Annotated in this window: 15 protein-coding genes and 1 pseudogene; 7 read left to right on the top strand and 9 right to left on the bottom strand. The window is 71.0% G+C overall.

The window, feature by feature from the left end; all coding sequences use genetic code 11:
- Window positions 1-22 precede the first annotated feature (22 nt).
- Window positions 23-242: pseudogene (locus STRTUCAR8_RS49595) on the bottom strand (SLC13 family permease); the annotation flags it as partial.
- Between the two features lie 138 nt (window positions 243-380).
- Here STRTUCAR8_RS49595 and STRTUCAR8_RS13175 point away from each other — a divergent pair.
- Window positions 381-1,172 carry a tetratricopeptide repeat protein gene (locus tag STRTUCAR8_RS13175; RefSeq protein WP_006376304.1) on the top strand — a complete coding sequence of 264 codons (792 nt, stop codon included), beginning with the start codon at window positions 381-383 and terminating at the stop codon, window positions 1,170-1,172.
- 25 nt (window positions 1,173-1,197) lie between these two features.
- On the opposite strand, the gene STRTUCAR8_RS13170 is transcribed toward STRTUCAR8_RS13175, so the two are convergent.
- The gene (locus tag STRTUCAR8_RS13170) at window positions 1,198-2,334 is read right to left on the bottom strand and encodes a protein phosphatase 2C domain-containing protein (protein WP_006376220.1); all 1,137 of its coding nucleotides are present in this window, start codon (window positions 2,332-2,334) and stop codon (window positions 1,198-1,200) included.
- A gap of 181 nt (window positions 2,335-2,515) precedes the next feature.
- On the opposite strand from STRTUCAR8_RS13170, the gene STRTUCAR8_RS13165 reads away from it, so the two are divergent.
- Window positions 2,516-3,415 (top strand): ATP-grasp domain-containing protein, encoded by a 900-nt coding sequence (locus STRTUCAR8_RS13165; protein ID WP_006376274.1) that lies wholly within the window; start codon window positions 2,516-2,518, stop codon window positions 3,413-3,415.
- A gap of 37 nt (window positions 3,416-3,452) precedes the next feature.
- Here the strand turns inward: STRTUCAR8_RS13165 and STRTUCAR8_RS13160 are convergent, their stop codons facing one another.
- Window positions 3,453-4,061 (bottom strand): hypothetical protein, encoded by a 609-nt coding sequence (locus STRTUCAR8_RS13160; RefSeq protein ID WP_006376228.1) that lies wholly within the window; start codon window positions 4,059-4,061, stop codon window positions 3,453-3,455.
- A gap of 188 nt (window positions 4,062-4,249) precedes the next feature.
- Here STRTUCAR8_RS13160 and STRTUCAR8_RS13155 point away from each other — a divergent pair, with 188 nt between their 5' ends.
- Window positions 4,250-5,023, top strand: coding sequence for an IclR family transcriptional regulator (locus STRTUCAR8_RS13155; protein ID WP_006376339.1), 774 nt, complete (start codon window positions 4,250-4,252; stop codon window positions 5,021-5,023).
- A complete protein-coding gene (locus STRTUCAR8_RS13150) occupies window positions 5,020-5,910 on the top strand; it encodes an SMP-30/gluconolactonase/LRE family protein (RefSeq protein WP_006376281.1) in 891 nt (296 codons plus the stop codon). Before STRTUCAR8_RS13155 ends, STRTUCAR8_RS13150 begins: the two co-directional genes overlap by 4 nt.
- Window positions 5,911-5,935: 25 nt before the next feature.
- On the opposite strand, the gene STRTUCAR8_RS13145 is transcribed toward STRTUCAR8_RS13150, so the two are convergent.
- The 5 genes from STRTUCAR8_RS13145 to STRTUCAR8_RS13125 all read right to left on the bottom strand — a co-directional run bounded on the left by STRTUCAR8_RS13145 (window position 5,936) and on the right by STRTUCAR8_RS13125 (window position 10,844).
- Window positions 5,936-6,859, bottom strand: coding sequence for a phosphotransferase family protein (locus tag STRTUCAR8_RS13145; protein WP_044472140.1), 924 nt, complete (start codon window positions 6,857-6,859; stop codon window positions 5,936-5,938).
- Between the two features lie 74 nt (window positions 6,860-6,933).
- Entirely contained in the window at window positions 6,934-8,367 is a 1,434-nt protein-coding gene (locus tag STRTUCAR8_RS13140) for an NAD(P)/FAD-dependent oxidoreductase (RefSeq protein ID WP_158697397.1), read from the bottom strand.
- Window positions 8,360-9,607: an MAB_1171c family putative transporter gene (locus tag STRTUCAR8_RS13135; RefSeq protein WP_006376199.1), complete on the bottom strand. Its 1,248-nt coding sequence runs from the start codon at window positions 9,605-9,607 to the stop codon at window positions 8,360-8,362. Before STRTUCAR8_RS13135 ends, STRTUCAR8_RS13140 begins: the two co-directional genes overlap by 8 nt.
- Window positions 9,604-10,218: a toxin-antitoxin system, toxin component family protein gene (locus STRTUCAR8_RS13130; RefSeq protein ID WP_407705441.1), complete on the bottom strand. Its 615-nt coding sequence runs from the start codon at window positions 10,216-10,218 to the stop codon at window positions 9,604-9,606. The genes STRTUCAR8_RS13135 and STRTUCAR8_RS13130 overlap by 4 nt, the downstream gene beginning before the upstream one ends.
- Window positions 10,219-10,241: 23 nt before the next feature.
- A complete protein-coding gene (locus STRTUCAR8_RS13125; protein ID WP_006376196.1) occupies window positions 10,242-10,844 on the bottom strand; it encodes a hypothetical protein in 603 nt (200 codons plus the stop codon).
- A gap of 230 nt (window positions 10,845-11,074) precedes the next feature.
- Here STRTUCAR8_RS13125 and arfA point away from each other — a divergent pair, with 230 nt between their 5' ends.
- A complete protein-coding gene (arfA, locus tag STRTUCAR8_RS13120; protein ID WP_006376240.1) occupies window positions 11,075-12,589 on the top strand; it encodes an arabinosylfuranosidase ArfA in 1,515 nt (504 codons plus the stop codon).
- A 37-nt stretch (window positions 12,590-12,626) separates the two neighbouring features.
- On the opposite strand, the gene STRTUCAR8_RS13115 is transcribed toward arfA, so the two are convergent.
- Entirely contained in the window at window positions 12,627-15,656 is a 3,030-nt protein-coding gene (locus STRTUCAR8_RS13115) for a glycoside hydrolase family 35 protein (protein ID WP_006376312.1), read from the bottom strand.
- Window positions 15,657-15,814: 158 nt separating this feature from the next.
- Here STRTUCAR8_RS13115 and STRTUCAR8_RS13110 point away from each other — a divergent pair, with 158 nt between their 5' ends.
- Window positions 15,815-16,273 carry an RrF2 family transcriptional regulator gene (locus STRTUCAR8_RS13110; RefSeq protein WP_044472119.1) on the top strand — a complete coding sequence of 153 codons (459 nt, stop codon included), beginning with the start codon at window positions 15,815-15,817 and terminating at the stop codon, window positions 16,271-16,273.
- A gap of 186 nt (window positions 16,274-16,459) precedes the next feature.
- Window positions 16,460-18,757 carry a peptidoglycan recognition protein family protein gene (locus STRTUCAR8_RS13105; protein ID WP_199791680.1) on the top strand — a complete coding sequence of 766 codons (2,298 nt, stop codon included), beginning with the start codon at window positions 16,460-16,462 and terminating at the stop codon, window positions 18,755-18,757.
- Window positions 18,758-18,819: the final 62 nt, after the last annotated feature.

Genomic DNA, 18,819 nt, shown 5'->3' with positions numbered 1-18,819 from the left:
ACATGCGCGGCGACACCCGAGGTCACCCCCAGTCGGGGACCACCAGCACCAGCCACACCACCGCGGGAACCACGGCCACCACGACTCCTCCGTACACCATCAGCTGCCGGAAGAAACGCTCGCGGTCGACATCCTGTGCCGCCACCATTGCGATCGCTCCGATCTCCCCCTGCGCCGGAAACGGCACCGCCGACGGAAATCAGCTCCCCCATGATGCCGACGGAGGACGCGCACGCCGAGAGTCGCCATGAGTCCCTGCGTCAATCGGGCCGCCTTGTCCGCTCCGTCCGCGCGGTGGCGATTTTCCGCGTCCGTGCCCGTCGGAACTTCTCACGTCTGTGTGCTTCCCATTTGGTTGTCGTGGACGCGATGATTTCGCGATGCGACGTCAGCGTGTCTCGAAGGCATGGCGCTGGCCTCTGGTCGGCCTGGTACTCGCCGTTGTGGGCGGGATGTTCGTGCCGATCGGTGGGATTCTCTGGGTTCACCTCCTCGTGTCGCTGGTCGCGATCATCGTGCTCGTGCGGATCGCGCGCAGCGAGCTTCCGTTCTCCGTGGCGGTGGCGCAGTGGCGTCTGGGCGGTGACGATCCCGTTGTTCTGCACGCTCGCGCTCTCTGGGCGGCGGTAAGCCTGCAGCAGGGCCGTGCCGACATGGGGCTGGCCCGGATCGATGCCGTCATACCGGACCTGATCCGTGTCCTGGGACCGGACCACCCCGAGACCTTGTCGGCCCGCCTGCTGCGATTGCAGCTACGGGGAGAGACAGGTCAACTACCTCGTCGCGTCGAGGCGATGGAGGAACTGATCGGCGAGATCGACCCGGTCCTCGGGCCTGCCCACCAGGACACGCTGGCCGCCTGGTCCTGCATGGCCGAATGGCTCAAGGAGGACGGTGAGACCGACAAGGCCGAAGCCGCCTACCAGCACGTCGTCGCCATGGGCACGGAACACCTGGGCCCCGACCACCACGTCACGCTGATTGCTCGCAGTTCACTGGTGATCCTGCACTACTACGGCACTGGTGAGGGAAAGAGCGCGGCCGTGGACGACATGACCGGCGTCGTCGAGGGGATGGAACGCGCCCTCGGCCCGAACAATCCGATCACCGCCTCCACGCGCCGCCTCCTCACCCAGTGGGAGAACGCCCGGCCCGACCCCATCGACAGCTGACAGCCCGGCTACTCGCTTCCAGCGCCTACCGCATCCGAATCCGGCCTCGGTCCCCGTGCACCACGTCCGCCACCACACAACTCACGTTGTCCGGGCCCCCGTTGGCGTTCGCCGCCTCGATGAGCGCGGCCGTCGTCGCGTCCGGGTCGGGGATCGTGGCGAGGAGACACTGAATCGTCTCCTCCGGTACGGCCCTGGTCAGGCCGTCGGAGCAGAGGAGGTACCGGTCGCCGGGCCGGGCGTCGTGCAGGCGCAGGTCGGGGGAGGCCGGGGCCGGGGCGTTCGGCAACGCCTTGCGGAGCAGGGTGCGTTGGGGGTGGGTCGCGGCCTCCTCGGGGGTGAGCCGGCCCTCGTCGATCATCGACTGGACCAGGGTGTGGTCGTGGGTGATCAGGAAGAGTTCGCCGTCACGCAGGAGATACGCGCGGCTGTCTCCGATGTGTACGAGGGCGAGGCGCGACCCGGTCCACACCATCGCGGTGAGGGTGGTACCGACGTCGTCGGTCTTCTCGTCCCCTGTCTTCTCGTGCCTGGTCCCGGCGATGTCCCGGACCGCCTGGTTGGCGCCCTGGACCGCGTCCTCCAGGAGGTTCAGGACGTTGCCGGCGGTGAGCGGTTCGGCGTCCAGGAACTTCAGGGCCTCGACGGCGGCGGCACTGGCCGGTGCGCCCTCGGGGCCGAAGCCGTCGGCGACGGCCAGGACGCGTGAACCGGCGTACGCCGTGTCCTGGTTGGCTGCGCGGACCAGACCGATGTCGGTGCGGGCGGCGTAACGGAGTTCGAGCGGACTGCTGCTTGTCATCAGTTCGGTGTCCTTCCTCGGCGGTGTCGAGAGGTGATCGACGAGGAACGTGGCGAGATCGCGCCGGGCGGCGGTGTCGGCCTCGACCTGTGCCCAGAAAGCGCGGATCTCCTGGGCGGCGGCCGGTGGCTCCATGGCCCCGACCTGCCGGATACGGGCCAGCGGCATCCCCAGCCGACGCAGCCAGGCCACCAGCCGGGCCTGCTCCAGCTGCGCCACCGCGTAGTAGCGGTAGCCGGTGTCGGGGTCGACGCGGGCAGGGCGGAGCAGGTCCAGTTCGTCGTAGAGCCGCAGTGCCTTCGGCGAGAGCCGACACGCCCTGGCGAACGCCCCGATGGTCAGCATCTCCGGCTGCGTCATGGAGCGCTCCCCTTTCCTGATCCCTGATCCCGGTTTCCCGGCCGTTCCTCGTTCCGCCACCGATGCTGGGGCTTCACCGAAGGTGAAGGTCAAGCGTCGCTTGTTAACCTTCACCTCACGCCACTATCAGTGGTGAACCAGTGCTACGCGCCTTACCGCACGCCTCACCGAGGGAGTCCCCGTGGTCCGCATCGCGATCGTCACCTACGACCCCCGGCCCGGGATCAGCAAGGACCGGGATTTTCCGCTCCTGGTACGGGAGTTGCTGGCAGCCGGGGCCGACGCGACCGCCGTCCACTGGGACGACCCCGACATCGACTGGGCGTCCTACGACCTCGCGGTGGTGCGGTCCACCTGGGACTACAGCTGGCGCGCGGAGGAGTTCGCGGGCTGGCTGGAGCGGTGCGGGAAGCTCACGCGGGTCGCCAATCCGGTCGGCGTCCTGCGCTGGAACATGGACAAGCGGTACCTCGGCGAGCTGGCCGCGGCCGGTGTCCCCACGGTCCCCACCCGCTACCTGGCCCCCGGTGAGGCACCCGGCGACGGCTCAGGCCTTCCCGACGACCGCGAGTACGTCGTCAAGCCCACCTCAGGTGCCGGCGCCCGTTACGCGGCCCGCTACACACCCGAGGACCGGGAGACGGCCGTACGGCATCTCGCGCGTATGCACGCGGAGGGGTTCACCGCGATGGTGCAGCCGTACGTGGGGAGCATCGACGTCACCGGGGAGCGTGCCCTGCAGTTCTTCGGCGGCAGCTTTCTGCACGCCAGCCGCAAAGGAGCCGTACTGGCTCCCGGCACGGCGTACGACGACGACAAGGTCGCCCATCCCGACCTGGAGGTCTGGATCCCGACCCCGGCCGAACTCGCCGTAGCGGAACAGGCGTTGGAGGCCGTGCCGGACAACTCCGGTCTGCTGTACGCCCGGGTGGACCTTGTCCTCGGTGATGACGGTGAACCCCGGGTCATGGAACTGGAGTTGATCGAGCCCAACCTGTTCCTCGATCTGCATCCGGACTCGGTACCGGTGGTCGTGCAGGCCATCCTGCGGGCCGCCGTCGGCCGTCAGGGACGGTCGTGAGCCTCGGGGGTGACCGGCGGGGGTGACGGGCGGCCCGTCAGTCCTTGACGGCCACTCGCTGCAGCAGCCCCCAGGTGAACTCCGCCGCGCACTCCCGCCGTACCCCCGTACCGTCCGGTGCGGTGAACGCCAGGCCCCAGCGGGTCGGGGCCGTGCCCTCCAGGGGGCGGACGGGGGCGAAGGCGCGGGCGACCTCGTCGACCGTGCAGGACCAGGGGCGCAGATCGTCCGGCGTACGGAGTTCGGGGGCGGGGGCGCCCGGGGCCCGCACCAGCCATTCGTTCCAGGCGACGCCGTTCGCGGCCACGAGCACCTCGAAGCGCAGGTCGGGCCAGAGGGGGACGGGCCACAGCCAGGCCTCGCACTCCAGGTCGCCGATTCTGCGCGCCGTCACCGACTCGGGGGCGCCGAGGACCGAGCGTATGGGGGTCCCCCCGCTCGAGCGAAGCCGAGAGTGGGGGAGGGAGGCGGCAGCTCGGGCGTACTTGGAGCGCAGCATGCCCTGCCAGCGTTTGTTCGCCTCACGCATGTCCGCGATCGACACGCCCAGCTGGTGCCGGGCGTCCTCCACCAGGTCCGGGTTGTGGTCCGCCATGCGGCGCAGGAGCACCAGCTGGAAGTCGATGACCGTGAACATGCGGACCATCGTGCCGTACCTGCCGGGCGGCGAGGACAGTCACGGACGGCAACGAAGCCGTCGCACGCCCATTGCCCGGCCGGGCCCTTGTGGTTAGCCTGTCCTCTGTTCGTCATGCCGATCGTCTGTTGAAATCTCGAACGTCGTCGTATCGCTTCGAGATCGTAGACACCTTGAACACAAGAGAGGGGGCCGTCATGGGACGCCTCGTACCTGCCGTGACCCGGGCTCTCGACATTCTTGAGCTCTTCCTGGACGGAGACGGGACTCTCTCCGCCCCGGACATAGTGCGCCGGCTTCAGCTGCCACGCACCACCGTGCACGAACTGGTGACGACACTCGCCGCCCGTTCGTACATCGTGCAGGTCCCCGGCCAGCCGGGACGCTACCGCCTGGGCGTGCGCCCGTACCAGCTCGGCAGCCGTTACGCCGAGCAGCTCGACCTCGCCGCGGAGGGTCTGCAGGTGGCCCGTTCCGTCGCCGAGAACTGCGGCGAGACGGTGCACGTCGCGATCCTCGAAGGCACGGACGTCATCTACATCGCCAAGGTGGACTCCACCCACGCGGTCCGGATGGTGTCGGCCGCGGGCCGCCGGCTGCCCGCCCACTGCACCTCCGTGGGCAAGATGCTGCTGGCCTCGCTCCCCGACCACGAGCTCTCCGCCCGGGTTCCCGACAAGGTTCCGCTGCCCGCGATGACGCCGAACAGCATCACCGACCCGGCGGTCCTGCGCGAGGCCCTCGCGGAGATCCGTCGCCGGGGCGTCGCCGTGGAGAACCGCGAGTCGAACCCGGACGTGAGCTGTGTGGCCGCGCCCGTGCACGACCGCACGGGCCGGGTGGTCGCCGCGCTGTCGATCTCCGTCCCGATGATCCGCTGGAGCGACGACCACCGTTCGGAGCTGGAACAGCTCGCAGCCAAGGGCGCCGCCGAACTCTCCGAGCGCCTCGGTCACCGGAGTGTGGCATGACGACGTACGAACCCGCCCTCGAAGTGGCGGTCCAGGCGCAGGCGACCCTCGGCGAGGGCCCGACCTGGGACGCGGCGGCGTCCCGGCTGATCTGGATCGACATCCTCGGCTCCCGCGTCAACACCTACGACCCGTCGACGGGCCGCCGCACGGTCATGGCGACGGAGCAGCACGTGGGCGCGGCGAAACCACGCGCCGGCGGCGGCCTGGTCCTGAACCTGCGCGACGGAGTGGCCCTGTACGACGGCGAGAGCGCCGACCCCGCCACCGACTCAGCCGCAGGCTTCCGCTGGCTGCACCACGAGCCGACCCCCGGGCGCCGGGCGAACGACGCGGCGGTGGCCCCCGACGGCTCCCTGTGGGCCGGCACGATGCGCTACGACGAGGCGCCGGGCGGCGGCACGCTGGCCCGGTTCACGGGAGACGGCGGGGCCACGACGGTCCTGGACGACGTCGCGGTGAGCAACGGGACGGGCTGGAGCCCGGACGGCCGGCTGATGTACTACATCGACTCCCCGACCCGCCGCGTCGACGTCTTCGACGTGTCGGCCGACGGCCAAAATGTCGGCAACCGACGCCAGTTGGCGCTGATCGAGGAGGGCGCGGGCTTCCCCGACGGCCTGACGGTCGACGCGGAAGGTTGTATCTGGGTCGCCCTGTGGGACGGCGGGGCGGTCCGCCGCTACACCCCGGCAGGCACCCTGGACCGTACGATCACCCTCCCGACGGTCCGCCCCACGGCCTGTGCCTTCGGCGGCCCGAACCTCACGGACCTGTACATCACCACGGCCCGCGTCGGCCTCTCCGACCCCCACCCGATGTCGGGCTCGCTCCTGGTCGTCCCGGGAGCGGGCAAGGGGGTCGCCCAGCCGGCGTTCGCCGGCTGACCCGGTCACTCCCTGCCGGACGGGCTCACCCCGTACCGAACCACTCCTCCGCCACCGCCTCCCAGGTCCCCTCCACCGGTACGTGCAGTTCGCGCATGTACCAGGGCAGGTTGCTGTACACGTGCAGCAGTGTGTACGCGAGGAGCTGGGGCGGGGCGAAGGTGTGGCCGTACGCGCGCGACAGGCGGGCCAGCAGGTCCGGGTCGCCCCGGGTGACGAACAGGCCGACGCCCACGAAGTCGTACGCGCGGTCGCCGATCATCGCCGGCTCGAAGTCGAAGAGGCCGGTCAGGCGCCAGGTGTCCGGGTCGATCAGGAAGTGCTGCTGCATCACCTCGGTGTGCAGCAGGGAGCGGGCCGGGGTGCGGGGGAGCGGGGTCGCGGCGAGGAAGTCGGGTATCCGGTCCAGCCAGGGCGCCGACAGACCGTGACCGCGCTGCTGCTCGACCGTGCGCTCGCGCCGCCGGTCCAGGAACGCGCCCCAGTTCTCCGGGCCGAGGACGTCGTCGAGGGGCCCGGGGTCGAGGGCGTGCAGGGCGGCCAGCGCCTCGCCGATCTCGGTGACGAGGCGCTCCCGGTGGGCGCGCGGGACATGGCCCCAGACGTGGGCGAGGTTCACACCGGGCAGGCGGGACATCAGGACGTACTGCCAGCCGTTCTCGTACGGCCCGAAGTCGTGGACCTTCGGGGTCGGTACGGGAAGCCGGCCCTGCAGATACGACAGGACCCGGCCCTCTGCCCTGCCGTCGTCGGCGGCGGCCCCGGGGAACAGTTTCAGGACGAGCTCGTCGCCGACCGCGTACACCGGCTGCGAGCCGTCCGCGAACCGGGTCAGCGGGGCGCCGCGCAGGCCGAGGCGGGCGCACAGGTCGGCCGCCCCGGCCCGCATCACCGTCTCGTCGGGGACGACCGTGTCCCACTGTTCGTCCGTCTCGACCACAGGAAGCATGATCCGGACCGTACGGCCGCCACCGGCGGACAGGCAATGCCGTTTGGTGACAACCGGGCTGTCCGTCGGGCCGGTCACTCGGCGGCCTTCCACTCCTCCGGTCGCAGGGGCGGGCCGCTGAGCGGCGGTTTGAGCGGGCCGATCGCCGCCGCCAGCAGCACACTCGGTGCCAGCAGCACCTCCGCGCCGCGTTCCAGGGACGTCACGTCCGTCACCCGGCGGGCGATACGGCCGTTGCCCGCGGCCGTGCGCATCAGGCGGCCCACGTAGGCCGCCAGCAGACGGTCCCGCAAGGTGGGGCCGTGTTCCGTGGCGCCGGGATAGAAGAGGTCCTGGCTCGTCGCCAGGTCCCAGGCGGCGGCGACCGGACGGGCCACCGCCTTCTGGGCTTGGCGGGACAGACCGGGCGCTCCCCAGCCCTGACGGCGGATCACATCCCTCAGGGCGACGGCACTTTGGGCCGCCACGGACATGCCGTGGCCGTAGATCGGGTTGTAGGCGGCCAGCGCGTCGCCGATCACCGTGAAGTTCTCCGGCCAGGCGGACATCCGCTCGTAGTAGTGCCGCCGGTTCGACGTCGTCCGGGTGACGGAGACGCCCGTCAGGGGTTCCGCTCCCGCGAGCAGTTCGGCGATCACCGGGTGCCGCAGCTCCTCACGGGCGAAACGCGTGAACTCGGCGCCGTCCGTGGGAGGTTCGCAGCCCCGGGTGCCGGACAGGGAGACCAGCCAGCAGCCGTCCTCGACGGGTACGAGGACGCCCGCCCGGCCCGGACCGGCACCCCTCGGGTCCGCCTGCACGTTGACCATCGGGAAGCCCTGCCGGGCGGGTTCGGGCGCCCGGTAGATCCGGCTGGCGTACGCGAGCCCCGAGTCGACCACCCGGCGCGGCGGTTCGGGCAGCCCCAGTTCGCGCAGCCAGTGCGGGGTGCGCGAGGCGCGGCCGGTGGCGTCCACGACCAGGTCCGCGTGGAGTGTGCTCCGGCTGCCGTCGGCGCCCCGCACCCGCACGCCGGTGACGGCCTCGGCCGTGCCCTCCAGGCCCAACACCTCGGCGTGCTCGACCAGTTTGACCCGGTCGTCGTCCAGGACCTGGGCGCGGACGGTCGCGTCCAGCAGGTCCCGGCCGCACAGGAACACGTGGTGCGACTCGGCCCATCGCCGGAACCAGCCCTGCGGGGCCAGCGCCACCATGTCCGTCGTGACCGGCAGCCGGTGCGCACCGGCGTCGAGCAGCAACTCGCCCACGCCCGGCACCAGTTCCTCGACGGCCCGGGCACCGCCCGACCACAGCACATGCGCGTGCCGGGCCTGCGGCAGGTTCCGGCGCGGCTCGGGGCCGTCCGGCAGGACGTCACGCTCGACGACGGTCACACGGTCGGCGAACTCGACCAGGGCTCGGGCCGCAAGCAGCCCGGCGAGCGAACCGCCGAGCACGACGGCGGATCTGACGGTCCGTCCGGAGGCCGGTCTGAGGGGGGAGTCGACGGAAGTCGGGCGATCACTCATATACGTGCAGACTCTCTGCTGGGGCGGTCGCGAGGGTGCGCACCGCCTCGATCTCATCGGGGTGACTCAGCACCTGGGACACGGCTTCGATGCCCTGGAGCAGGTCCGTGAGCAAGTCGGTCGCGTGGCCGGTGACTTGGGGGGTGGGGTGCCGGGACCGGGCGCGCGCCTCGATCGCGTCCCGGATCGTCACCGCCGCCGCGAGCGCTTGTGCCCGCCGCGCGCCGTGTCCCAGGTCCACGGCGGCCTCGTACGACCGCCGCCGCATCTCCTCGTCGAAGTGGCGGGCGAGTTGCAGCAGGGCGTCGCGGATGAACGTCTCGCGGCGGATCAGCCGCAGTTCCGGGGTGGCCCACAGCGAGAAGGGGACGCCTCTGCCGGTGGCGGTGCGCAGCAGGTCGTACAACGGGCCGAGCCGGCGGCGGGCGCGCCGGATCCGCCCGCGGTCGCGCAGATACTGGCCGGCGTGCGGCAGCACGAACCCCGTCGCGATGAGGGCGGCGGCCACACCGGCGGCGGCGGGGGCCAGTTCGGTGGACAGGGGGTCCAGGTCACCGCCCGCCCACCGGGCGAGGACGGCGGTGCCCTTCGCCGCGTCGAACACCAGGTTGGCGGCGTAACCGACGGCCAGCGACCGCAGACCCCGGCGCAGCCACACGTCGAGTCCGGGGGTGTGGATCCAGTCCCGGACCAGCCGGTACGTCAGGACACAGGACGTGGTGTGCGCGAGCAGGTAGAGCACGACGAACTCGCGCATGAAGGGCGTCCGGGCGTAGTACGTGTCCAGGTCCCGCCGGCGCTCCACGGGTACGTCCGCGAGCGCGAACAGCGCCCACAGCGCGACGATCACCCCCGCGTGCCCGACGGCGACCCACCGCATCGTCCGACGCCCCCCGGCGGATCCCGCCGACCCCGTCGAGCGCCCGGTGAGGCCGCCGCGCCACGCGATCATCAGCAGCAGGCTCGCCCCGCAGAACGCGACGAGGAAGCTGTAGACGAGGGGCGCCGCGAGGTTGGGCACACCGGAGACCCGGTTGGTCCAGCCGATGGCCGGGGGCGCCGCGAGGACGAAGATGCCGCAGGCGAGCAGCAGCAGCCCGCCGACCGCCCGCCGCAGCGGGTCGCCCCACAGGCTGACGATGCTGGGCAGCTTGAACACCAGGGCGGCGGCCAGGAACACGATCGGTGTCCCGAACACGAGGACGGAGTACGGCTCGCCGAGGAAGCCGGAGAGGTTCATCGCCGGGCGTTTCCGCTTCCCCGGCCGCGATACCCCAGCGAGGCCTGCACACCACTGCTTCCCGCACTCGTCGTACGGCCCTCCACCCACGGCCGGAAGACGGTGGCGAGGCGGTGGCCGAACTCCTCGGCGTCGGCCTCGTCGGCCTCGCGGGAGCCGTTGCGGGCAGCGACTGTCAACGCGCCGCCCTGCCAGGACTGCTCGTCGGCCAGGACCCGGGCGGCGCTCGCGCCGACACTGTGGTGATGGCAGTGCCCGGCGTGCAGATGCCACAACTCGTGTCCCAGGATGACGAGTTGCTGCACCGCCTCGGCCCGCTCCTCGACGATCACCAGGTCGAAGTCGTGGAACTCCACACACAGACCGGTGACTTCGATCTCGTCGGGAAAGCGCTCGAACCGCAGCTCGACGCGCCGCCCGCGCCGCACGCTCATCTCCGCGCACAGCGCCCGGCACAACTCCCCTGCGCCAGAGGTGCTGTCGGCCTGGTCCCGCAGTGCCATGTCGAGCGCGCCGGTCAGGTCGCGCATCGCGCCCCGGGTCCGCAGCCGGTGCGCGGCCCGGGCGGGCAGCAGCGCGGCCAGCACGCCCCTCGTCAGCCCCTTCGTCATCCCGCGCGTCGTCCTCCTCGGCGTCACCGCTCCGTCTCCTCGCCGCCGCTCAGCAGCCCTTCGAGCATCACGGCGAGGGCCTCCTGCTTGCGCGGGGTCAGCCGTCGGCCGCGCAGGGCCAGCGTGACGACACCGTGCCGGGTCGCGAACCGGACCAGCGGGCCCTCCTCGGCGCCGCCGAGTTCCCCGAGCAGCCGGCGCAGTTCACGGTGGAGCACGACGGGCGCGGGGTCGGTGAAGAAGCCGGTGCCCTGCTCGACGTCGAAGTACGCGGCGAGCGCGGTGAGATCGGGAACGTTCGGCATCTTCTTGCCGAGGAGCAGCTGACGGGCCCACTCGGGGCTGATCGACAGGGCGCCCGCGACCTCCTTGCAGACCTCGGCACGCGTTCTGCCGTTCGCCGCGAGCCGCGTCTCGTGGAGGGTGCGCACCCGGCTCCGGATACGGCCCTCGATGTCGTCGGCCGGAGGTTGCGCGCCCTCGGCCAGCAGTGCCCGGATCTCGCCCTCCGTGAGAGCGGTTCGGGCGGACAGGGCGCGTACGTCGAGGACTTCGGCGCGGTCGAGGCAGGCCTCGTCGATGCGCTCTTCGAGGCGGGCCAGGGTCTCCGGGAGGGGCTCACTCACGGGCTGACCCTACGCGTCCGGACCCCTGGGCACCAGGGAAATCCAACGATCGTTGGAGGAGTCGGAACGATCGTTGCGCACGCACGCCATTGACGTGTGGACACTCCAAAATTACGGTTTTGTTCGAAGTTACGAGCGGATACCGAGATACCGAACAGGGAACACGGAACGCAGCGCAGCACGCAGCAGGCAGCACGCAGAACGAAACGCAGAACGCCGGAGAGGAACCCATGTCCCGCACCGCCCGTTTCACGATCGACCCCGCCTTCACCGTCGGTGAGGTCAACCCCCGGCTCTTCGGCTCGTTCGTCGAACACCTCGGCCGCTGCGTCTACACCGGGATCTTCGAGCCGGACCACCCCACCGCGGACGAGGCGGGCCTGCGCACGGACGTGCTGGAACTGGTCCGCGAACTCGGTGTCACCGCGATCCGCTACCCCGGCGGCAACTTCGTCTCCGGCTACAAGTGGGAGGACTCGGTCGGCCCGGTCGAGGAGCGCCCCCGCCGCCTCGACCTCGCCTGGCGCTCGACGGAGTCCAACCGCTTCGGGCTCTCCGAGTACATCGACTTCCTGCGGAAGCTCGGCCCGCAGGCCGAGCCGGTGATGGCCGTCAACCTCGGCACCCGGGGGGTCGCCGAGGCCCTCGAACTCCAGGAGTACGCCAACCACCCCGCCGGCACCGCCCGCGCGGACCTGCGCGCCGCCCACGGCGACAAGGACCCGTTCGGCATCAAGATGTGGTGCCTCGGCAACGAGATGGACGGCCCCTGGCAAACCGGCCACAAGACCGCCGAGGAGTACGGCCGCCTCGCCGCCGAGACCGCCCGCGCGATGCGCCAGATCGAGCCGGACCTCGAACTCGTCGCCTGCGGCTCCTCCAGCCAGGGCATGGACACGTTCGCCACCTGGGAGTCGACGGTCCTCCAGGAGACGTACGACCTGGTCGACTACATCTCCCTGCACGCCTACTACGAGCCCCAGGACGGCGACATCGACTCCTTCCTGGCCTCCGCCGTGGACATGGAGTCGTTCATCGACAACGTGGTCGCGACCTGCGACCACGTCGGCGCCCGCCTCAAGTCGAAGAAGAAGATCAACCTCTCCTTCGACGAGTGGAACGTCTGGTACATGTCGGGGTGGCACGAGATCGAGAACTCCGGCGCGCGGGACTGGGCCGAGGCCCCGCGCCTCCTGGAGGACGTCTACTCCGTCACCGACGCCGTCGTCTTCGGCTCGCTGCTCATCGCCCTGCTCCGGCACGCGGACCGCGTCACCGTCGCCTGTCTCGCCCAGCTCGTCAACGTCATCGCGCCGATCATGACCGAGCCGGGCGGCCCGGCCTGGCGCCAGACGACGTTCTTCCCGTTCGCGCAGGCCAGCACGTACGGGCGCGGCGAGGTCCTCGACGTACGGGTGGACTCGCCGACCTACGAGACGAAGAAGTACGGCGAGGCGGACCTTCTGCACGCCACCGCCGTACGCGCCGAAGACGGCACGGTCACCGTCTTCGCAGTCAACCGGGACCGCACCCAGCCGCTGCCGCTCGAAGTCGTGCTGAACGGCCTGGAGTTGACGACGGTCGTCGAGCACAGCACGATCGCCGACGCCGACCCGGACGCCCGCAACACCAGGGACGACCCGGAGCGCGTCACCCCGCACCAGACCACCGGCACCACTCTCCAGGACGGCACCCTGACCGCCGTCCTGGAGCCGCTGTCGTGGAACGTGATCCGGCTGGCGTAGGTCCGGGAGATCCCGGAAGGCGTCCGTACGTACGCGTCTACCGGCCGGGGGAGGGGACGACCGTCACCGGAACTCCCCCGGCCGCGCTCCCCAGCAGTGTCAGCCGTACCCGTCCCGGCCCCGACTCGGTCGTCCCGTCCGAAAGCACCGCCAGGGCAAGGGTGTTGGCGCCCCGGGTGCGCAGGATGCCGTTCGGGAGGACGAAGGTGTGCTGGGGGCCGACGTCGTTGACGTACTGGCCCATGTTCCAGCCGTTCAGGAAGATCTGGACGCGGTAGGCGCGCGCCGGATCGTCCTCCAGCAGCAGCCCGATCGACGCGTCGACGCCCGGATCCACGGCGAGCCGGAACCCCGTCCGGTACCAGGTCACCCCCTGCCGCCGCCGCTCGGCACGCGGCAGGCCGACCTCGGGCCAGCCCTCGTCCCCGTACCCCGGCAGATGCCAGCCCGACCGCTCCCCGTACAGCCCACCGGTGTTGAGCGCCCCTCGCACCGGATCGGCTGTCGCCGCGCCCCGCAGCCGCCAACTCACCTCGGGGGAGGCGCCGGTGAAGGTTGCCCCCGTCAGGCCGCGCGCGACCTTGTGGGTGTCCAGCGCCTTGCCGTCCATGTCGTGCTGCATCCGCCGCACCAGCACGGACAGCACATGCCCACCGGACGTCCGCAGTCTCTCCGGCACCGCGAAGTTCGCCGTGTCCGCCCAACTCCCCTTCCGCACCGTCTTCTTGTCCGGCACAGGCATCCGGTGCGTGCCCAGCGGCTCGCCGTCCAGCCACGCCATCAGCAGCCCCTGCGTCCCGGTGCTGTAGCCGAGGGCCACGGATTCCATGCCCCGGGCGCCCGTGAAGGAGCCCCGGTACCAGACGTCCCCGTAGTGGAACCCGTAGTCGTCGGAGAACAGCACGGGCTGCCCGTCGGGTACGGCCGTCGTACTGAACGTCGAAGTCCGGTCGGCGACTGTCCAGTTGGCGTCGTCGAAACCGGGCTCGGACTCGGGGTTCTCCGTCTGTCGCCGCCAGCCGTCCAGCACGGGCAGAGCGACCGCCGGGACACCGGTCAAGGGCCGCTCGGCCCGCAGGCTCCCGGAGTCGGTGGCCGACGTACGCAACGGCTTCTGGTTCCAGACGACTTCACGAACCCCGTGCGGCGCCCACACCTCCAGTTCGGTCGCCTCGACGGTGTCCCCGGTCAACCGCACGACGTCATCCTCCAGTTCGGCGGTCCGCAGCAGCGGAGGCCCGAGGACGAGCACCGACCCGGCCGGAGTCTCGCGCGGCCACAGCCGCACCGAGGTCTCGTCGTCGGCGAGGAGGAGAAGGAGGGGGGCCGGGACACCGCCGCCCTCCACCAGTACCCGGGTGAGCCCGCCGAGCCGGGCACTCACCCGCACCAGCCCGTCGGCGTACGAGGACTCCGCGTCGCCCGAGAGCACGGTCACCGTCGGCTCGCTCGCGCACTCCAGCGCCGTCACCGTCGCCTCTCCGGCTCGCCCGGTCAGCACGGCGACGTCCTGGTGTCCTGCCGTCAGCCACAGCATCGGCTGGGCGTTGGAGTACGCCAACCTCCGCCGCCCCAGGGCGAGTCCGGCGGCGAGGAGACGCGCGTCCGAGGCGGGGACGGTGACCGGCAGCGTGGTTCCGGCGACCGGGAGCGTGGAGGTGACCGACTCCGTGGTGTCGTTGCGCAGGACGTACACGTGGGCGTGGGTGTCCGGGTTGGAGAGGTGGTAGACCTTGATCCGCCCGTCACCCACCGCCGCACCGCCCCCAGCCGTCCTACCCCCTGCCGCACCGCCCCCTGCGGTGATGTCCTCGGCCCGGTCCAGCTTGGCCAACTCCGGGACGCACCGCACCAGATGCCCGAGCTGGTGCATGGGGACGACCTTCGGGGTCGCCCGGCGCCCCTCGTCGAAGGCGGCGCCGTAGTCGTACGACGTGTACACCTGTGGGGCGGGCAGCCAGCCCCAACTGGTGCCGCCGAAGGTCATGTAGACGTTGTGGACGGTGATGCCGTTGGCGAGGTTGGTGAGGTAGAAGCGCCGTTCGTAGGCCGAGTCCCGGGTCCGCGCCGACCCCGCGTACCCCGCCCCGTCGAACTCGGCCCCGCCCCACGGATCGAACCAGCCGCCCCCGAACTCGGGGATGAACCCAGGGGTCCCGGGACTCGCCGTGGCCCCGCCCTTCTCGCCGCCGATGCCGAAGTGGCCCCAGTCCGGCGGGAGTTGACCGGGGTCCGGATAGCCGTCGAAGCCGTACAGCCAACGCCCCCGCTCACCGTCGGTGTCGAAGGTGCCGGGGGCCCAGTAGCCGTTCCTGCCGAGGTCGTTGTGGAAGAGGGGGACGTCGATGCCGTCGGCGCGGACCTTGGCGTACAGATGGGACATGTAGTCGATGCCGGTGGGCTCGGTGACGTACGAGCCGTACTCGTTCTCGATCTGGTAGAGCAGGACCGTGCCGTCGCCCCGGGTGTGGAGGTGGCGGCCGACGATCCGGTTGACCGCCGTCAGCCACTCGTCGACGTGGGAGAGGTAGGTGGGGTCGGAGGTGCGGGCGCGGCCCTTCGTCGCCGTCAGCCAGCCGGGGAAGCCGCCGGCGTCGACCTCGGCGTTGATGTACGGGCCCGGCCGCAGGATGACGTACAGCCCGGTCTCGGCGGCCTGGCGCAGGAAGAGGTCCAGGTCGCGGACGCCCGTGAAGTCGTACCGGCCGGGGGCGGGGGAGTGGTAGTTCCAGGCCACGTAGACGCTGACGGCGTTGTAGCCGTGCGCGCGCATCTTCTGCAGGACGTCCCGCCACAGGGACGGGCTGGGCAGCCGGAAGGGATGCATCTCGCCCGACCACAGGACGAGCCGTCGGCCGTCGACGAGCAGGGAGTATCGGTCGAAGCCGACGGTGTGCGGACGGCCGTCCGCCGAGGGCGGGTCGGGGGCCGGTCCGGTGGGTGCGATGCGGGCCGCGTACGCCGATCCGCCCGGCCCGTCGGAGCCCGTGCCCGCGCTCGCGCTGAGGGAGAGACCGAGGGCGGCGGTGCCCGCGAACGCGGTGAAGGTCCTTCTGCTCAGCACCACTGGGTCTCCTCGGCCGCACGGCCCGCGCGTGTGGACGTGTATGTGCGTATATGGATGCGTATGGACGGGTGCGGACCTGCGTGGTGACGCGAGTGCGCGGGTGCGGTCATTGTCCATACCGCGACGACATCCACTTCACGACGGTCGACAATGACCCCATGAGGATCTCGGCGCGGGCGGACTACGCGGTACGAGCGGTGCTGGAGCTCGCCGTACGGCAGGAGGAAGCCGCCGTGAAGGCGGAGACCGTCGCCGCCGCCCAGACGATTCCGCACAAGTTCCTGGAGGGCATCCTCGGGGATCTGCGGCGCGGCGGGATCGTCGACTCCCGGCGTGGCGGCAACGGCGGCTACCGGCTGGCGCGCCCCGCCGCCGAGATCACCGTCGCGGACGTCGTCCGGGCCGTGGACGGGCCCATCGTGTCGGTGCGCGGCGAACGGCCGACCGGCCTCGCCTACTCCGGCCCCGCCGAACCGCTGCTGCCGCTGTGGGTCGCGCTGCGCGCCAACGTCCGCAAGGTGCTGGAGGGGGTGACCTTCGCCGATCTGGCGGCGGGGGAGCTGCCGGAGCCGGTGCGGGGGCTGGCGGCGGAACCGGCCGCCTGGGAAAACCCGTAAATGTTCTAGATTCTTCGAAATTTCCAGTCTTTCAGGGCCATTTATTTTGCTCCATTGGAGCGTTTGTAAACCACTGGGAAGGCTGAAATTCCGGGTTGGTTGTTGACGCCCATCACTCTCCCGATACCTTGACCTCTGCATGTGCATGTAACGGGTGGGGCCTAGGTGAAGGGTGTGCGGACGGGGATGAGTCTGCTGAGATCGCGTCGAGGGTGGGGCATCGGGGCCGTAGTGGCCGCCGGAGTGTCCGGGGTTCTGATCGTGCAGGGCATGAGCGGCGGCGGTGTGGACAGCGCCGCCGACGACGGCAAGCCGGCCTCCGGGCCGATCGCGAGCGAGGAGTACGCGGCGGCCCTGAAGGTCGCCGCCGACGGTGACTCGGCGACGCTGGCCAAGCGGGACGCCAAGCCGTTCAGCATGCTCGGCGTCACCTGGTCCGACCCGTCGGCGAAGATGGCGGGCAAGGTCGAGGTCCGTACCCGGGACGCCGGCACCGACAACTGGTCGTCCTGGCTGGAGCTGGGCACGGACAGCGGACCCGGCGAGGAGGGCGCGACCCGCGCCGGTACCGAGCCCGCGTGGGTCGGCGCGTCCGACGGCGTGGAGGTCCGGGTCGACGGCAAGGAGTCCGCCGAGCTGCCCAGGGGGCTGCGCGTCGACATGATCGACCCCGGCACCTCCTCGGTCACGGACCTGGAACCCGCCGGCTACGTTGCCGCCGCGAGCACCGAGTCGCCGGACGAGACGGCCTCGCCGGAGGTGTCGGAGTCTCCCTCGCCGACGGCGACGGACTCGGCGTCCGCCTCCGAGTCCCCGAGCCTGCCCCCTACCGTTCCCCCTTCGGAGTCCGCCTCCGAGTCGTCCAGCGGCGCGCCCGAGACGACTCCGCCGGCGACGACTTCGGCCCCGGCCACCCCGACGACGGCCCCGCCGAGCACCGGCCCCACCGCCCCGCCGTCCACCGCCGTCAAGCCGCCGATCACCCTGCGGGCGGGCTGGGGCGCGGACGAGACGATGAGCCCCGAGGCGCCGGAGTACCTGACCGGCGGGATCAAGGCGGTGGTCGTCCACCACACCGCCGAGACGAACGACTACACGTGCGACCAGTCCCCGGCCATAATCCGAGGCATCTACACGTACCACGTGAAGACGAACGGCTGGAAGGACATCGGCTACAACTTCCTGGTCGACAAGTGCGGCACGATCTTCGAGGGCCGTAAGGGCGGGATCGACAAGCCGGTCTTCGGCGCACACGCCTACGGCTTCAACAGCCAGACCACCGGCATCTCGGTCCTCGGCAACTACAACCTGGTCGAGCCGCCGACCGCCGTACTGACCTCCGTCGCCCGTCTCGCCGCCTGGAAGCTCGGTCAGTACGGTGTCGACCCGGCCGGTACGACCACGCTCACCGCGGGCGCGGCCGGGACCAGCCAGTACAACACCAGGACGTGGAAGACGGGCGACCAGCTCAGCTTCCCGACCATCCACGGCCACGGCGACGGCTACGCCACCGAGTGCCCGGGCACCAAGCTCTACGCCCAACTGCCCACCATCCGCAGCTATGCGGCGGGCCCGGTCACCGGCCTCACCCTCAAGTCGGTTACCGGAGCGGGCGTTTCGGGGACGCGGACGTACACCAAGTCGGCCACGACGGTCACTTGGTCGGCTACCACACCCGCCGCCCTGATCGCCAGGTTCGAGGTGCTGGTCGACGGCAAGGTCGCCGCCACCACCGCCGGTACGGCGACCTCCGGAACGGTGAACCTGGCTCTCGGCACGCACTCCGTGTCGGTACGGGCCACCCACATCTCCGGCAAGGCGACGACCACCGCCGCCGCGACCGTCGTCGCCGAGACGACAGCGCCGGCCTTCACCACCGCGCCCAACCTCTCCCTCACCACCGGCACGGTGAACACGACGGCCGTCCCGGTCACCCTGAAGTGGAAGGCCACGGACACGGCCGCCCTGAAGGAGGTGCGTCTGACGGCCCCGGTCGCCAAGACGTACGGTCCGACGGTCACCAGCGCCAACCTGACCTCCAAGTCCGGTGCGGCCACGACCTGGTCGATGACGGCGTACGACCAGGCGGGCAACATGAAGGCGGCCTCGGTCGCCGGTACGCCGATGATCCTCCAGGAGACCTCGGCGACCCGCGCGGGCACCTGGACGGCGAAGTCGTCGACCAGCTACCTGGGCGGCAAGTCCTTCTCCAGCTCCGCCAAGAACGCCTCGATGACCTGGACGTTCACCGGGCGCTCGGCCGCCCTCGCGGTGTCGCGGGCCTCGACGTCCGGCCAGGTCAACGTCTTCGTGGACAACGTCAAGGTCGCCACGGTGGACCTGAAGTCGACGACGACGAAGTACCGGGACGCGATCTGGACGAAGAGCTGGAGCGCGAGCGCCAAACACACGGTCAAGATCGTGGTCGTCGGCACGACCGGCCGCCCGGCGGTCACGACGGACGGCCTGGTCTACCTGAAGTGACCACGGTCGCCCGACCGGCTGAAGCAACTACGGTTGCCTGAGCCGCAGTTCTGCCAGTGCGG

This window comes from Streptomyces turgidiscabies Car8, assembly GCF_000331005.1.
Taxonomy (GTDB): domain Bacteria; phylum Actinomycetota; class Actinomycetes; order Streptomycetales; family Streptomycetaceae; genus Streptomyces; species Streptomyces turgidiscabies.
This window is presented reverse-complemented; position numbering and strand designations above follow the sequence as displayed.

What these genes read in the sequence shown, in the direction of transcription:
- STRTUCAR8_RS13145 (WP_044472140.1), bottom strand. Translation starts at nt 6,859, where the DNA reads ATGCTTCCTGTGGTCGAGACGGACGAACAGTGGGACACGGTCGTCCCC.
- STRTUCAR8_RS13110 (WP_044472119.1), top strand. Translation starts at nt 15,815, where the DNA reads ATGAGGATCTCGGCGCGGGCGGACTACGCGGTACGAGCGGTGCTGGAG.
- STRTUCAR8_RS13130 (WP_407705441.1), bottom strand. Translation starts at nt 10,218, where the DNA reads ATGACGAAGGGGCTGACGAGGGGCGTGCTGGCCGCGCTGCTGCCCGCC.
- STRTUCAR8_RS13175 (WP_006376304.1), top strand. Translation starts at nt 381, where the DNA reads ATGCGACGTCAGCGTGTCTCGAAGGCATGGCGCTGGCCTCTGGTCGGC.
- STRTUCAR8_RS13155 (WP_006376339.1), top strand. Translation starts at nt 4,250, where the DNA reads ATGGGACGCCTCGTACCTGCCGTGACCCGGGCTCTCGACATTCTTGAG.
- STRTUCAR8_RS13140 (WP_158697397.1), bottom strand. Translation starts at nt 8,367, where the DNA reads ATGAGTGATCGCCCGACTTCCGTCGACTCCCCCCTCAGACCGGCCTCC.
- arfA (WP_006376240.1), top strand. Translation starts at nt 11,075, where the DNA reads ATGTCCCGCACCGCCCGTTTCACGATCGACCCCGCCTTCACCGTCGGT.
- STRTUCAR8_RS13170 (WP_006376220.1), bottom strand. Translation starts at nt 2,334, where the DNA reads ATGACGCAGCCGGAGATGCTGACCATCGGGGCGTTCGCCAGGGCGTGT.
- STRTUCAR8_RS13160 (WP_006376228.1), bottom strand. Translation starts at nt 4,061, where the DNA reads ATGGTCCGCATGTTCACGGTCATCGACTTCCAGCTGGTGCTCCTGCGC.
- STRTUCAR8_RS13150 (WP_006376281.1), top strand. Translation starts at nt 5,020, where the DNA reads ATGACGACGTACGAACCCGCCCTCGAAGTGGCGGTCCAGGCGCAGGCG.
- STRTUCAR8_RS13135 (WP_006376199.1), bottom strand. Translation starts at nt 9,607, where the DNA reads ATGAACCTCTCCGGCTTCCTCGGCGAGCCGTACTCCGTCCTCGTGTTC.
- STRTUCAR8_RS13105 (WP_199791680.1), top strand. Translation starts at nt 16,460, where the DNA reads ATGAGTCTGCTGAGATCGCGTCGAGGGTGGGGCATCGGGGCCGTAGTG.